This window comes from Paenibacillus silvestris (assembly GCF_009882985.1).
In the GTDB taxonomy this organism is placed as follows: Bacteria; Bacillota; Bacilli; order Paenibacillales; family NBRC-103111; genus Paenibacillus_E; species Paenibacillus_E silvestris.
In genome coordinates this window covers 311401-325353 of the sequence record NZ_WTUZ01000021.1, presented here as the reverse complement: position 1 = coordinate 325353, position 13953 = coordinate 311401, and the positions used below count along the sequence as shown (strand labels likewise).

The window sequence follows — 13953 nt, the reverse complement described above, 5'->3', positions numbered from 1 at the left end:
GGCCGATGTCCAACCCTCTCGGACGTCAGTTACCTCTATCACGTGTCGTTCGACATTACACTACATAACTAGGACATTACTAATAATATCCTACGACTACTAGGTCGTCAAGAATCCAGAACTCCTTTTGAGCCATTGAAAACTTGGCGTTCGGACAAATTTTAACGAAATTGTCACAACTTTTTGGCAGCCAATGTACGCCATTACTCCCCTTATCCTGCACAATTTTTTTTCCAATAATACACTTAACAGCTAAAGTTAATCACTATGCTGCCATAAGTGCTGGACTTGCTTAGAAATACTTGATTTGATCTGTTCGGATTTGCTTTCCCACTGCTCCATATCGACAGCGATCAACAAATCGGTTTGATCCGCTTTCCAGCTTGCACCTTCCGTATGTATGGTCAGTACGATGACATAACGGAATCCCATCCTTTTTAAATGAAGAGAGAGGGCTTCTAGCTGGTCCCTCATGCTCACCGCCGTCATATAATGAAGCGCTGGGTACGTCACTACCCTACCTTTGTATGGAATTTCGATGGTTTCCAGTGCATCTCGGAGCTGCTCCAGTGCCAAAGTCACTTGTGCGGGGTCTTCAAATCCAGTCAACCCCGTTACTGGCAGCAAACATGTGTCCAAGTATGGTTTTAAATCGTGCCATTCTTGCGCAGAAATTTCATTAAACTTCAACCGTGCTTCCCCCTCTATCCTTTACCAAAAATGCGTTTGCTATGTAGCAATAGCCATCGCTTCTTGTACACTTTAATCTGTCTGCAAAATGCTGTCAATTGAACTTTCCGTTTCTCCCCGCAACGCTTCCAACGCTTCTTCTAAATCCTGCTGCTTCACGACCAGGTAAGGACTCTCCCATGTCCCATCCAGATGTATATACTGCACATTCGCAGGCTTATAGTCACGGTACGATTTGGTTAAAGTGCGAAGTTCATCTGCAGGAATATCTGTCTTAATCGAGCTTCCCATAATATCAAGCACCTTTCCCCACGCCGTTACACCATTAATTGAAGTTAATTTATCTAATAATTCATTAAGGACAAATTGCTCCCGTTGGTTCCGCTCCATATCAGATGATTCCGCCGTTCCCAAATTCGATTTCCGATATCGAATATAATCAAGCACTTGTTTGCCATTTAAGCGCTGTGTTCCTTTTCTAAGATTAATGTCTGTTCCGTCGCTCTCATCCTGGTATTTCATATCCATATCGACATCCACTGTCATTCCGCCTAATTGATCAATCAGCTTTCGGAAACCATCAAAATTAATGACAGCCATATGATCAATCGGAACTTGATAAACGTTGCTAAACAGCTGTTTCGTTTCCTCAAGGGCCGTTTCTTTGTTCTTATTGTAATTATAAGCATAGAAATAGTTAGCTTTGTGAGAGGTTTCTAGGCCCGACTTTTCTGCAGATACCTCAAGGTCTCTGGGGATTGAAACTACAGTCCCTTGATGAGTCACTGGATCCACACGAAAAAGCATCATAACATCCGTATTCAGCGATCCCTGGCTTCCTGAGCGCTCATCAATGGCCGTAAGCAGCAAGGTAAGCGGTTTCTCTTCATTCTCAGTCGTATTGGATGTATTGGATGTATGTGACGTCTGTGAAACGGGGTAATTGCTTGTTTGAATGTCATTTGTTGAAGGCACGATCGGAGCAGCTATTTGATCCAAGGCATGATTCCATTTATTCATCAGAAAAGCGGCGTAGCCGGATGCAGCACCGACAACGAGTAAGGTTAATAGAAGAAAGGATGACAGCACTTTCCGTTTCCGCATGGTTTTCATAAGCTTTCTCATAGGTATTCTCCTTTTGCGTCGCAATATGGTCTAACTAATCGACGTATGGAGTTACAAAATAGTTCTTTTTTGTCATCTTTCCAGCAAAAAAAGACATGTGAAATGGTTTCACATGTCTTACGTCCCTACTGTGGCTGCCACCACGATCATTATCCGGAAGATTGCAGCATTTTAAGCTCAGATGTCAGAGCAAGGAATGTTGGTTGATCCCCTTTTGCTAATGCAAGATCAATCTCTTTGTAGAGATTTTGTTCTTTATATTTGCGAATGGCATCATCCCAAACCATTTCCGCGAAAAGTGCCAGCAGCGCGTTGTTAGATACATTCATTTTTCCCATGAGACCTACCTCCAAATGTGTACGCGGTTTGTCAGGAGCTTCTTATTCGCAAAAACATGAAAGTCCGTTCCTAGGTGTCTGCCAACCCCTGTGTGCTCCTACTTTTATCATATTCACTCCATACAATCGCGCTTCGTTCAAAAGCCCGCTTGATCAGGAATGTGCCTTTACCTACTACTTGCTGTCCCCTTTGAAACGAGCGCTCTCTTGATCCAGGAAGAGGACAACCTTGTCTTCTTCTGCAACAAAAGTACCCTGTATCACTTTAGAACCCATCTTAGTGACCTGCACAACCATACCATTCTCGTGATCTTCTCCTATGCGTATAAGCCCAAGATGCATCATCATTTGTAAAATGCGTTGTTCTACGATGGATTCTGAACTGTCGTAATAAAACGGTTTAACCAATTTACATAACACGTCACTTAGTGAGGCTAATGTAACCCACTGTCCGCTTAGGCGGTCAACCCAGCCTGTGAGGCTTTGCACATTAGGGATAGGGTTCTTATAAAGCCTAAGCCAGAACTTATACACCTCTGCTAGGTTCTCTTTCTTACCTTCTAGCAAGCGTGCTTTTCCTTCCTCCGTCAAAGTCAGCACTTGGCCTTGTTCACTAATTAGCTGCCGGTAATAACAATAGTCATAGATGAACGAAAACCGGTTCGGATAGTCTTTAAACATACGGCCATAGCCGAAGCGCCAAGATCCTTTCGACACCATTTCCTCCTGCACAGACAACCGATCTAGAATTTGCTGAAGCTGCCTCTTGTAGATAGATCCTTCAGTAGTTAAAGGTAATTCCTGCACATGAGAAATGAACGTCAAGAAATGAAAGATATCCTCAATGATGAGTAATTGCTCGTCCCGGTAAACGCTTGGCTCAGGGGTCAGATTCAAACTTTGCTTGAATAGTCCCGTAAGCACATCGCTAAATTTTCGCTTCAAATCATTAGGAACGTGAAACAAAAATTTGGTTTGCTGGGAATACCCGTTAAACAGCCATCCGAGCTTCTTAAATTTAATAACCATGTCGCGGGGATTCCATTCAACCGATTCATCTTTTTGAAACCTTGATTGTTGAACTCTAGCGATCAGTTCTTCAATACTGAATGCATTGCGAGGATCGAAGAGGAGAGAATTCAGAAATCGGATGTCCTCCAAGTTCAAGCTTTGAATATGCTTTTCGAAAATTTCTCTGCGCAAGGCTGTACTCAAAATCGATTGAATTAACTCGTTCTTTGAATGGCCATTGCACTCACACTCATAAGTGTTAGCGATTCGGCCTAGCTCGTGAATATCGGCGTAGCTGAGCATGTCCGCTAGGTTCATTTCCATCTACATCCCCCATTTGGCGAAGCTTCCAGCTCCGTGGTTTCTAGTAACCATTATGGGATTTTTTCCCGAAAATATTCCAAGCCACGCAAAAAAAGCATGACTCCAGAACAGAGTCATGCTTCTTGTCACGCATTTATTCGTGCACGATTTCCAAGTGAGATAAACAATTGTACAACTGAAGCTCCCACCCTTTTTCTTGACGCAGCAGGATGGTTAGAGACGTATTTTGCAGGAATTGCTCGCTGTCCATACGCAATACTCGGAGTATCTGCACGATGAATCCGCCGTGAGACACCAGTAGTATCTTCTGATTCGGATAGGCCTCAAGCAGCTCACTCTCTAGCTCGGACCAACGCTTCCATAGCTCATCATCCGACTCCTGGCCTAAGTCCTGAAGCTTCCACTCGGGCCCCCAGCGTTCTTCTCTTTCCGCTACAGTAGTTCCTTCGACCTGACCATATCTGCGCTCGCGAAGCCTATTATCCGTACCAATAATCGGGATTCCCGACAACTTAGACATGATTTGAGCTGTTTCCTTTGCTCGCTTCAGATCACTGGAGATAATCCCGTCCCAGGACTCATTGGCTAATCGCATTCCAAGCAACCTGGCTTGTTCTCTTCCTTCATCGGTTAAATCCGTATCCAACTGCCCTTGCAGCTTGCCTAAGCGATTCCATTCCGTGCTTCCGTGCCGGATAAAGCCAATCGTTGTCATTACATATTCCTCCATCAGTCAATAAAATGAAAAATGCCCCTTCCGGAGCACTAGGCTTTGGTTCGTGATAACCAGTTCATAATGATAATAGTTGCAATCAAACCCAGAATCGATACAACGAGTAAATAATGCGGATACGAATGAATCGGCCCTACATGGAATCTTAATGGCTCCATAAAGCTTGGGTTTAGACTTGCTACGGCATCCACCATCTTATGACCATTCATCGATTCAGTGCCTGTTGCCTTCATCGCTTGCGGCGCTTGGAGATCGAATAATGTATTATCAGCAGCGGCTATCGAAGATTTTGGAGTACCTTCATAGACAATTGCAAATAAAAAGCTGAATACGAATAACGCTAAGCAAAAAGCAATAACTGCCGTAAGGTTGCGGCGAAGCTTGTAAGAGATCGTATACATGCGCTCGGAAACCGGAATACGCCATGATTCATCCTCATAAATTCGACTCATGACCTTGCCTGAGACCATCGATTCATAATCGGGAAGCTCGCTCTCGATAGCAGCAGTACGTATGAGGATCGTACTTTCCTCCCAAATTAGAAATTCTTCTGCACATTCGGCACATGTAGCAATATGCTCATCCACCGCAGTACGTCGCAGGTCATCATTCGGCAAGTCCCAATACACCCCAAATAATTCCTGGATCTCGCTACACTTCATCGCTGTTTCATCCCTTCGATTCTTCGAATATCGGTTCACTGAAGTAAGGGTCCAACTGTAGCTTGACAGATGCTCTAGCCCTGAATAATAGAGACTTCACCGAACTTACTGTTTGACCTAAAATATTGGCGATTTCCTGATAATCCATCTGATCATACTCTCTTAATATCAAAGCAGATCGTTGTTTCTCTGGTAAACTATTAATCGCATCTCGAACCATTGATACTTTCTCGTTACGCAGCATAGCTTGCTCCGGCATGGCATCAAATGATGCATGTGGCGTCAATCCACTTTGCTCCAACGAAACTTGAACACTTTTATTTTTGCGCAGCTCACTCAAAACGGTATTCCGAGCAATTGTATACAACCAGGTAGAAAAGGATGCTTCAATCTCTCTAAAAGAGTGCAGACTGCGGTACGCTTTGTAAAACGTTTCGTTACACAAATCTTCTGCGATTGCTTCCATCTGTGTACTCTTGAGCATATGAAAGATGAATGCAAGGATTTTACGCTCGTAACGACGCATAAGCTCGTCATAAAGCTGAACATTTCCATCCTTGATTTCTCTGATCAATTGGGAATCGGTCATTACGTGGCGACCCTCCTAACGGTTCCCGGGTACCACTCCAACTGCTCATACATGTTGTACTGCAGTTAGAGTGAAAAGTTGCGTTCATTTGTAAAATAAATGTGAAAGGATCCATATGTAAAATATGACCTATTAAAAACTTCTCGATAAAATGCGATATTCCTGCTCCATTCGACAAATTGTTGAAAAAAATTCACATTCCAAGCTTGTCTGTTGAAAGCAACAACCCACCCTATCCATTATATATTAATTTCAGAAAAATATGGTATCTATGAGCAAAAAAAAAAAACCGCCAAATTGGCGGCTGCACTTATGGTGCGATTATCGGATAGGAGTGGAGAGAAACCATACTGTACTTTTATTATATGTATACGGTTTCATTCTGTCAACACTTTTTTGAAAACGTTTACCTTGTCTTTTTTTTCATTAAGAATTGTTCTATTGCAGTTGATGCCTTTTGGATTGATTGATTAAATTATTAATGGAATGAGGCCGAATATAAGGACTTCCTGCATTAATACGTGGTATTTGCATAGGATCCGTTTGCATGGAAGTTAATCCCGCTTTGGTTGTGAATGCATACTTAACCCCGGCTTCATTGAGGTAGGAAATCGTAAAATCATCATAGCTGCCAAATGGGTAAGCATAGGAATCGATTGATTTTGAACCATTTACTTCTCGAAGCTTAGTCATACAAGTTTTCGTATCCGAGATTACCCTTTGTCTGAGATCTTCCTGCGTCTCGGTTACGCCGTTATTCGTGATTCTGTTGTTCAACATAGGCTTGCCATCTTTCATTGCATGCAACTGATCTGAGTGAAGCTGAAAATCAATATTTGAAAATTCTTTTCTCATTTTCCTAATTTGATCTCTGGACAAAGATGGCAGCAATGTCGCTGTCGGGTTATCCAAATCTTTGGTAATCACAAAATTCACAGCCGGTACACGCATCTTTTTGAGAATCGGATACGCATTCGTATAGAAGCTTTCATACCCGTCGTCAAAAGTGATTAGAACCGCATTATCAGGAATTTTCGCTCCATCCCTCATGAAACTCTTGAACTGATCCATCGAGATGAAATTGTATCCTTGCCGCTGCAAGGCACCTAACTGCCGCTCAAATAATTTCGTCGAAATCGTCACAGAGCCCTCCACCTGATCATCCACGTGATGATAGACGAGAACGGCAACTTCTTTCGAGTAAATGACATTGTTCGCACTTACAAATGAGGGGAAAAAATTAACAAAAATTACAATAATAATTAACGTGCTTTTTAACATCATCCATAGCTTCATCTCGTTCGCCCCACACCTAGAAGTTTGTAATATTTATATGAACGATGTCATTATAGCACGAAGTTTTTCATTTGAGAATCAATTTCAATAGAATAAAAGATAAGCTGATTCCTCCTCTTTTGGGAAGTCCCAAAAGAGGAGAAATCAGCTTATTTGCGTGCCTAATTTATTTTAAACATGTACAGCATATGGCCCGCTAAGCAGCTCTACTGCGCGGTCTGCGTCTTCCTGATTACGGAAAGATAAACGCAGCACACCAGGCACATCTTCACGACTCTCAATAATCTGGATATTGCTCAAATTAATTCTAGCATTACCTAATAGTGTTGTAATTTGACCAATAATACCTGGATGATCTGGAATATCGACATAAATATCAAACAAAGAAGTAATCATGCCTTTTCTGCGCTCTGGCAGTTGGCTTCTGAACTCACCAGCCATACGGAATTGTTCAACGATTCCCTCGCCATCACTTTTCTCAATGAGTTCGATGAAACGAGAAATTTCAAGATTCCAATCCGTAAGCAGCTTGAGCAGCACTTGCCGATTGTTCACTAAAATATCCCGCCAAATCATCGGTTCGCTTGATGCTATGCGTGTGATATCTCTGAAGCCGCCAGCAGCCAGATTCTGATATAAGGGGTTGGTTTCGTTATACCCTCTGACTTGGTTAACCAGTGCAACTGCAATAATGTGTGGCAGGTGACTGATCGCCCCAACGATATCATCATGCTCCCGTGCACCGACTTGCACGATTTGTGCTTTCGTCGTCTTGAGCAGCTCGGTTAAGCGGTCAACCTCTGCCTGCGGTGTGCCCTCTGCTGGGGTCAACACGTAGAAGGCATTTTCAAAAAGATGCGAAGATGCTGCCTCAACGCCGTGACGTTCGGAGCCTGCCATTGGATGACCACCAATAAAGAAAACGCCATCTTTCACCATGGTTTCTGCACTTTCCGTAATGGTTGCCTTCGTGCTGCCCACATCCGTAATGATACAGCCTTTCTTGAGCGGAAGGTTCATCAACTGCTGAACATACTCCTCTAACATACCAACCGGCACGCATAGGAAGATATAGTCAGCTCCGTCAACGGCCTCAGCCATACTCGTTGTTGCAGAATCGACCACGTTCCGTTTGAGCAGTTTATCAACGGATTTCGGATTCGGAGAATGGCCAACAACGGTAAAACCCGGTTTTCCTTTGTAACATAAGGCCAGTGAACCGCCGATAAGCCCTACACCAAATATCGCAATTTTTGTCATAAGAGATCAACCTTTAATTTGTATTAGGCTTGAACGGCAACCTCAGCCAGCACTTGCTGTAAAGCTGCAATGAATTTCTCATTTTGTTCGCGTGAGCCGATTGTAACTCGAAGGGATGTCGGGAAGCCAAGCATATGTCCGCCACGAACAATAATACCTCTACGCAGCAAACCGTTAAATACTTCAGCCGCTGGGCGTCCTACATTAACCATAACGAAGTTACCATGTGCTGGGAAAGCCTGTAATCCCATTTCGTTAAACTGTTCCGTTAAATAATTCAAGCCTGCTGTATTCGCTTCGCGGCAGCTTGCGATGAAATCTTGATCCTTAATCGCCGCTAAAGCTGCAGCTTGAGCAAATCTAGTTGTGTTGAACGGCTCGCGGACTTGATTAATGGATCGGATCACATCTGGATGCCCAACGCCATAACCGATTCGCAAGGAAGCCAGTCCGTATATTTTGGAAAAAGTACGCAGTGCAATGACATTGCGATACTGCCCAATCAGCTCGATACTATCCGGGAATTCTCCCGTGGTATTGTACTCACAGTACGCCTCATCCAGAACGACCAATACATGCTCAGGAACTTTGGCTAGAAATGCTTTAATTTCCGCATCCGTATTCATTGTCCCCGTTGGATTGTTCGGATTACAGATCCAGACAATCTTCGTGCGGTCCGTAATAGCAGCCAGCATGCCGTCCAGGTCATGAGTGCCATCTTTCAATGGGATCTCGATGGACACAGCTCCCTCAATCTCACAATTGTGCTTATATTGCGGGAAGGTGTGAGAAGCCATCACTGTTTCATCGCCTTGTACGAGGAAAGCACGTGCTAGCATTAGAATAACCTCGTCGGAACCTGCACCGAAAATTAATTGGTTCGTCGCGACTCCAAGGTACTCAGCCACCGCTTCCGTTAATTGAACAGCTCCGCCGTCTGGATACAAGCTGATGTTAGCGATTTCCGCCTCAATAGCTGCTTTTACTTTTGGCGAGGAGCCAAATGGATTTTCGTTGGATGCGAGTTTAATCACTTCCGTGAGTCCTAGCTCTCTTTTTACTTCTTCAATAGGTTTACCCGGTTGATAGACCGGCAAATGTACAATCGTTTGTTTCGGTTTCATTGGTAGCCACCTCATCAATTAGTTGTCCGAATTTTGTAATTGTCCCACAAAACTAGTAGCGTTGTAAAATGTGGTTCCTTTTATGTAACAGGAATATTGCTTTAGCCACTCATTTGAGACAAAAAGTCTCGATGATCAACACATTATAGTGTACTGCTTTAACGCTTAACAGTAAATAGGTAATATTTAAAAAATCCCCCTAGACAAGTGTCTAGAGGGATTGCACTATTTGCCTTTTAACTGGCTAACAAAGCCGCCAATTTGCTGTAACCCTTCTGGATGAGCAGCATCTTCTTTAAAATGATGCAGCGCGCTTTCAATCGAGCGGACAATGGCGCTACCCACAACAACACCGTCGCACAGCTTCTCAAAGCGCTGAACCTGTTCCCGGTTAGAAATACCGAATCCAACGACGATCGGTACATTTGCTGCTTCCCGAACGGTGGATAGAAACTCTTCGATCCCGCCGAAAAATTCAGCCCGTTCACCCGTTACACCGAGTGAAGACACACAATAAACGAATCCACGAGCTCCCGCTGCGATACGCTTAACGCGTTCATTCGATGTCGGCGCAACTAATGGAATCAAATGGACACCATAGGTTTCTGCAATTGCTCTAGTTTCACTATCTTCTTCTAGTGGAAGATCTGGAATGATGATTCCACTAATTTCATTTTCTTGCATGGTCTTGAATATCCGTTCTAGCCCGATCTGCAGGACAGGGTTGTAGTAAGTGAAAAGAATGAATGGCAGCTTAGAACCTCTGCTACGCGCTTCGCGAGCAACATTTATAACGTCAAAAATCGTAATTTTACTCAGCAGCGCACGTTCAGATGAGCGTTGGATCACAGGACCATCAGCTAGTGGGTCTGAGTACGGGACGCCAAGCTCGATCAAATCGGCTCCAGCCCGCTCCATTTCAAGAATAAGCTCTAAGGAAGCTTCAATCGATGGATCACCAATAGTCAGGAAAGGGATCATCGCTGTTTCCCCCCGCTCTTTAAGCTCAGTAAATCGCTTATCAATTAGGTTCATGACTTATTCCCTCCCTGTTCCAAGATAGCTCATTATGGATTCCACATCTTTATCACCGCGACCGGATAGGTTGACGACAATAATTTGATCTTTGGACATCGTTGGAGCTAGTTTGACCGTATGTGCAATCGCATGAGCGCTCTCCAAGGCAGGAATGATCCCTTCCGTGCGACTAAGTAATTGCAGAGCATCAAGTGCTTCTTGATCTGTAATTGGAAAATAGGTCGCGCGCTCGATATCTTTGAGATAGGCGTGCTCGGGTCCGATACCAGGGTAATCCAACCCTGCCGAGATCGAATGAGCTGGCAGTACTTGCCCGTATTCATCCTGCAGCAGGTAGCTTAGCGAGCCTTGGAACACGCCAGGTGAACCTTTGGTCATCGTCGCTGCATGCTCTTCGGTGTTAACACCGCGGCCAGCAGCCTCTACGCCGATAAGTTTAACCGTTTCATCCTGTACAAACGGGTAGAAAATCCCCATGGCGTTACTGCCTCCGCCTACACAAGCGACAACGGCATCCGGCAGCCTGCCTTCCGTTTCTAGAATTTGCTCACGTGACTCGTCGCCAATAACGCGCTGAAAATCACGTACCATCATTGGATAAGGATGTGGTCCTGTAACCGAACCGAGGATATAGTAAGTATCCTGCACATTACTTACCCAGTAGCGCAGCGTTTCGTTACACGCATCTTTCAGTGTACGAGTTCCTGAAGTAACCGGAATGACTTCTGAACCAAGCAACTTCATCCGAAAAACGTTCAATTGCTGTCTCTTTGTATCTTCTTCGCCCATGAAGACTTTGCATTCAAAGCCCATTAATGCAGCAACCGTTGCCGATGCAACACCGTGCTGACCTGCGCCAGTCTCAGCAATGATTTTCTTTTTGCCCATTCTTTTCGCAAGAACGGCTTGTCCGATGGTGTTATTAATCTTATGTGCACCTGTATGATTCAGGTCTTCTCGCTTTAAGTAAATTTTGGCTCCACCTAGCTGTTCAGAGAGACGCTCTGCGTAATATAGGGGAGTCGGTCTGCCGGAGTATTGCTTTTGCAAATAGCGAACTTCAGCAATAAATTCCGGATCATCTTTATATTGGTTATATGCTTCTTCCAGTTCAGTCAAGGCATTCATTAATGTTTCTGGTACGTAACGGCCGCCGAATTTGCCGAATCTGCCATGTTTATCAGGTACTTGCGTCACTTTCCGGTCACCCTTTCCACAAATGCGGTAATTTTCGCAATATCTTTGACACCATCTGTCTCTACGCCGCTGGACACATCCACGCCGTCAGGACGATAGGCTTCCACTAGTTGATCCACATTGTCAGGCTGCAGTCCGCCAGCTACTAACAATTTGACGCCTGCCAAACGGGCCCACTCCTGATAAACGGGAATGCACTCCCAAGCAAAGGTTTTCCCAGATCCTCCCCCATACACGGGATCAAAGGTATCTAGTAATACTGCATCAACTGATCCGACATACGGATCCAGCTGTGCAGCTACTTCTGCGCTTGTAGGGATCTTATTCTCCGATCTGGAAATGGAGACAGATTTAAACACCTGAACTTGGAAATGTTCACGCACCCATTGGCAAAATTCAGGAGTTTCCTGACTGTGCAACTGAACGACATCAAGTGGAGCAGCAGCCATGATTTCAGTAAGCTGCTCCTTGCTCGGATTCACGAATACACCTACTGTTAGCGGCACGGAAACACCATGATCCGCTTCATTTTTCAAGTATGAAATTAGCTCCCCAGCCTTGTCTGGCTTGACTTGACGCTTGCTTGGAGCAAAGACAAAACCGATATGATCAATTGGCAAATGTATGATTGATTTTAACACTTCAACGCTTTGAAGTCCACAAATTTTAACCGTTGGAATCGTGCCTGCAGGCATCCTATTCGCCTCTTTCTAAGCCATCTGATTCGTTGTATTCACAATCGGACCCATTAAATCATGAACCGCTTGCTCGACAACGGGCTGACGCATGAAATGTTCACCAATCAATACAGCCTGAGAGCCGATTTGCTGCAAATAAGCCATATCTTGAACCTTGGAGATTCCACTCTCGCTGACAATGGTTTTGCCTGCCGGAATGAATTGAATCAACTCTTCCGTTGTTTTCAAATCGGTAACAAAAGTTTTCAAGTTCCTGTTGTTGATGCCAATCAATTGAGTATCTAATTCAAGCGCGCGCTCCAGCTCTTCACGGTCATGCACTTCAACCAAAGCATCCAAGCCAAGATCGCTAGCAAGCGACAGATACTGTTTCATTTGGTCAGTGGTCAATATCGCAGCGATGAGTAAAATCGCATCTGCGCCAATCAAACGAGCTTCATAAATTTGCTTCGGATCAATCGTGAAATCTTTGCGCAGCAAAGGCACGCCTACGGCTTGTCGTACAGCCTTCAAGTACTCGTTGCTTCCTTGGAAGTAATCCACATCCGTAAGCACCGAGATGCAATCAGCACCTGCACGTTGATAGGCACTTGCCAGCAACACGGGATCAAAATCCTCACGGATCAAGCCTTTGGATGGGGATGCCTTTTTAACTTCGGCAATCAAGCCCATCGCGCGATTCTTACGTGTCGTCAAAGCTTTTTCAAAACCTAAGCAAGGCGACATTTCCGAAATAACTTTCTCCGCTTGCGCAATGGAAAAGGAGCTCATTGCTTCAACTTCAGCTCGTTTAGTGGCAACAATTTTATCAAGAAACATGGCTTAACTCTCCTGTGAAATGGATTAAGTCGTTCAACTTTTGTTCGGCGCGGCCCGAATCGATGACATCAGCGGCAAATTTAACCCCTTGCTGAAGGCTTCCAACATGACCAGTCACGTAGAAGCACGCGGCTGCATTCGCAAGCACGATATCGCGATGAGGCCCTCTGTCTCCAGCAAAGATATGACGGATTATCTCGGCATTCAGGATCGCATCCCCGCCGCCTACATCCTTAATACTATGAGCCCGTAAGCCAAGATCATCAGGCGTAATGGTATAAGTGCTAATCTGATCTGCTTTAAGCTCCGTTACTTTGGTTGGCGCAGAAATGCTGAATTCATCTAATCCATCTTCGCTTGCTACAACCAAAGCCCGCTTCAAGCCAAGCGCTTGCAAGGCTTGCGCGACCAACTCCGTCTTCGTACGATCGAACACACCTAACACTTGGCGATCCGCTCCCGCAGGATTCGTAAGCGGGCCTAGCAAATTGAATACTGTGCGGAAACCCAACTCCCGGCGCGGTGCCGCAACATGCTTCATGGATTGATGATACGCTTGTGCAAACATAAAACAAATACCTATCTTGTCTAAGCATTGTGCCGCTTGCTCGCCGCTAAGCGTAATCTTCACGCCAAGGGCTTCGAGCACATCCGCACTGCCGCTTTTGGAGGACATCGCCCTATTGCCATGTTTGGCTACTCGAATGCCTCCCGCAGCCGCAACAATTGCTGCTGTTGTCGAGATATTGAACGTCTCTGCACCGTCACCACCTGTACCGCATGTGTCCAGAAGGTCATGCTGCTGTACATGAACCTGCAACGCCTTATTCCGCATCGATTCAGCGAATCCCGTTATCTCTTCCAGCGTCTCGCCTTTAATTCGAAGAGCCGTCAACAGACTGCCAATTTGCGCAGGCGAAGCCAAGCCTTCCATAATTTCCGACATCACGCCGCGCGCTTCCTCCCGGGAAAGATCGCCGCCGCCAATCACTTTACCAAGCGCTTGCTGTATCTGAATAAGTCCACTCATGACATGATTCCTCCTCATC

At 44.9% G+C, this 13953-nt stretch carries 15 protein-coding genes; all 15 read right to left on the bottom strand.

Features of this window, described 5'->3' with window-relative positions:
• Positions 1 to 258: 258 nt before the first annotated feature.
• Positions 259 to 690, bottom strand: coding sequence for a DUF2487 family protein (locus GQF01_RS20195; RefSeq protein WP_145655285.1), 432 nt, complete (start codon positions 688 to 690; stop codon positions 259 to 261).
• A gap of 72 nt (positions 691 to 762) precedes the next feature.
• Positions 763 to 1815, bottom strand: coding sequence for an LCP family protein (locus tag GQF01_RS20190; protein WP_161408509.1), 1053 nt, complete (start codon positions 1813 to 1815; stop codon positions 763 to 765).
• A gap of 149 nt (positions 1816 to 1964) precedes the next feature.
• On the bottom strand, positions 1965 to 2153 hold the full coding sequence (locus tag GQF01_RS20185; protein ID WP_127451411.1) for an IDEAL domain-containing protein: 189 nt from the start codon (positions 2151 to 2153) through the stop codon (positions 1965 to 1967).
• 174 nt (positions 2154 to 2327) lie between these two features.
• The gene (locus GQF01_RS20180; RefSeq protein WP_161408562.1) at positions 2328 to 3482 is read right to left on the bottom strand and encodes a hypothetical protein; all 1155 of its coding nucleotides are present in this window, start codon (positions 3480 to 3482) and stop codon (positions 2328 to 2330) included.
• A 139-nt stretch (positions 3483 to 3621) separates the two neighbouring features.
• The gene (locus GQF01_RS20175; RefSeq protein ID WP_161408508.1) at positions 3622 to 4203 is read right to left on the bottom strand and encodes a histidine phosphatase family protein; all 582 of its coding nucleotides are present in this window, start codon (positions 4201 to 4203) and stop codon (positions 3622 to 3624) included.
• A 50-nt stretch (positions 4204 to 4253) separates the two neighbouring features.
• Positions 4254 to 4883 carry an anti-sigma factor family protein gene (locus GQF01_RS20170; protein WP_161408507.1) on the bottom strand — a complete coding sequence of 210 codons (630 nt, stop codon included), beginning with the start codon at positions 4881 to 4883 and terminating at the stop codon, positions 4254 to 4256.
• Positions 4884 to 4890: 7 nt separating this feature from the next.
• The gene (locus GQF01_RS20165; RefSeq protein ID WP_145655289.1) at positions 4891 to 5472 is read right to left on the bottom strand and encodes an RNA polymerase sigma factor; all 582 of its coding nucleotides are present in this window, start codon (positions 5470 to 5472) and stop codon (positions 4891 to 4893) included.
• Positions 5473 to 5910: 438 nt separating this feature from the next.
• Entirely contained in the window at positions 5911 to 6768 is an 858-nt protein-coding gene (locus GQF01_RS20160) for a polysaccharide deacetylase family protein (protein ID WP_161408506.1), read from the bottom strand.
• 171 nt (positions 6769 to 6939) lie between these two features.
• Entirely contained in the window at positions 6940 to 8028 is a 1089-nt protein-coding gene (locus tag GQF01_RS20155) for a prephenate dehydrogenase (RefSeq protein WP_161408505.1), read from the bottom strand.
• A gap of 23 nt (positions 8029 to 8051) precedes the next feature.
• Positions 8052 to 9152: a histidinol-phosphate transaminase gene (gene hisC / locus GQF01_RS20150; protein ID WP_161408504.1), complete on the bottom strand. Its 1101-nt coding sequence runs from the start codon at positions 9150 to 9152 to the stop codon at positions 8052 to 8054.
• Positions 9153 to 9377: 225 nt separating this feature from the next.
• The gene (gene trpA / locus GQF01_RS20145; RefSeq protein WP_161408503.1) at positions 9378 to 10187 is read right to left on the bottom strand and encodes a tryptophan synthase subunit alpha; all 810 of its coding nucleotides are present in this window, start codon (positions 10185 to 10187) and stop codon (positions 9378 to 9380) included.
• 3 nt (positions 10188 to 10190) lie between these two features.
• Entirely contained in the window at positions 10191 to 11387 is a 1197-nt protein-coding gene (trpB, locus tag GQF01_RS20140; protein WP_161408502.1) for a tryptophan synthase subunit beta, read from the bottom strand.
• On the bottom strand, positions 11384 to 12082 hold the full coding sequence (locus GQF01_RS20135; RefSeq protein WP_161408501.1) for a phosphoribosylanthranilate isomerase: 699 nt from the start codon (positions 12080 to 12082) through the stop codon (positions 11384 to 11386). The genes trpB and GQF01_RS20135 overlap by 4 nt, the downstream gene beginning before the upstream one ends.
• A 15-nt stretch (positions 12083 to 12097) precedes the next feature.
• A complete protein-coding gene (trpC, locus tag GQF01_RS20130) occupies positions 12098 to 12904 on the bottom strand; it encodes an indole-3-glycerol phosphate synthase TrpC (RefSeq protein ID WP_161408500.1) in 807 nt (268 codons plus the stop codon).
• Positions 12894 to 13934, bottom strand: a complete 1041-nt coding sequence (gene trpD / locus GQF01_RS20125; protein ID WP_161408499.1) for an anthranilate phosphoribosyltransferase — start codon at positions 13932 to 13934, stop codon at positions 12894 to 12896. The genes trpC and trpD overlap by 11 nt, the downstream gene beginning before the upstream one ends.
• Between the last annotated feature and the right edge of the window lie 19 nt (positions 13935 to 13953).

Excerpts from the sequence above, each read along its gene's own strand:
- GQF01_RS20160 (WP_161408506.1), bottom strand. The coding sequence starts at position 6,768 with ATGAAGCTATGGATGATGTTAAAAAGCACGTTAATTATTATTGTAATT.
- trpA (WP_161408503.1), bottom strand. The coding sequence starts at position 10,187 with ATGAACCTAATTGATAAGCGATTTACTGAGCTTAAAGAGCGGGGGGAA.
- GQF01_RS20135 (WP_161408501.1), bottom strand. The coding sequence starts at position 12,082 with ATGCCTGCAGGCACGATTCCAACGGTTAAAATTTGTGGACTTCAAAGC.
- GQF01_RS20155 (WP_161408505.1), bottom strand. The coding sequence starts at position 8,028 with ATGACAAAAATTGCGATATTTGGTGTAGGGCTTATCGGCGGTTCACTG.
- GQF01_RS20175 (WP_161408508.1), bottom strand. The coding sequence starts at position 4,203 with ATGACAACGATTGGCTTTATCCGGCACGGAAGCACGGAATGGAATCGC.
- hisC (WP_161408504.1), bottom strand. The coding sequence starts at position 9,152 with ATGAAACCGAAACAAACGATTGTACATTTGCCGGTCTATCAACCGGGT.
- GQF01_RS20190 (WP_161408509.1), bottom strand. The coding sequence starts at position 1,815 with ATGAGAAAGCTTATGAAAACCATGCGGAAACGGAAAGTGCTGTCATCC.
- trpD (WP_161408499.1), bottom strand. The coding sequence starts at position 13,934 with ATGAGTGGACTTATTCAGATACAGCAAGCGCTTGGTAAAGTGATTGGC.
- GQF01_RS20185 (WP_127451411.1), bottom strand. The coding sequence starts at position 2,153 with ATGGGAAAAATGAATGTATCTAACAACGCGCTGCTGGCACTTTTCGCG.
- trpC (WP_161408500.1), bottom strand. The coding sequence starts at position 12,904 with ATGTTTCTTGATAAAATTGTTGCCACTAAACGAGCTGAAGTTGAAGCA.
- GQF01_RS20165 (WP_145655289.1), bottom strand. The coding sequence starts at position 5,472 with ATGACCGATTCCCAATTGATCAGAGAAATCAAGGATGGAAATGTTCAG.
- GQF01_RS20170 (WP_161408507.1), bottom strand. The coding sequence starts at position 4,883 with ATGAAGTGTAGCGAGATCCAGGAATTATTTGGGGTGTATTGGGACTTG.
- GQF01_RS20180 (WP_161408562.1), bottom strand. The coding sequence starts at position 3,482 with ATGAACCTAGCGGACATGCTCAGCTACGCCGATATTCACGAGCTAGGC.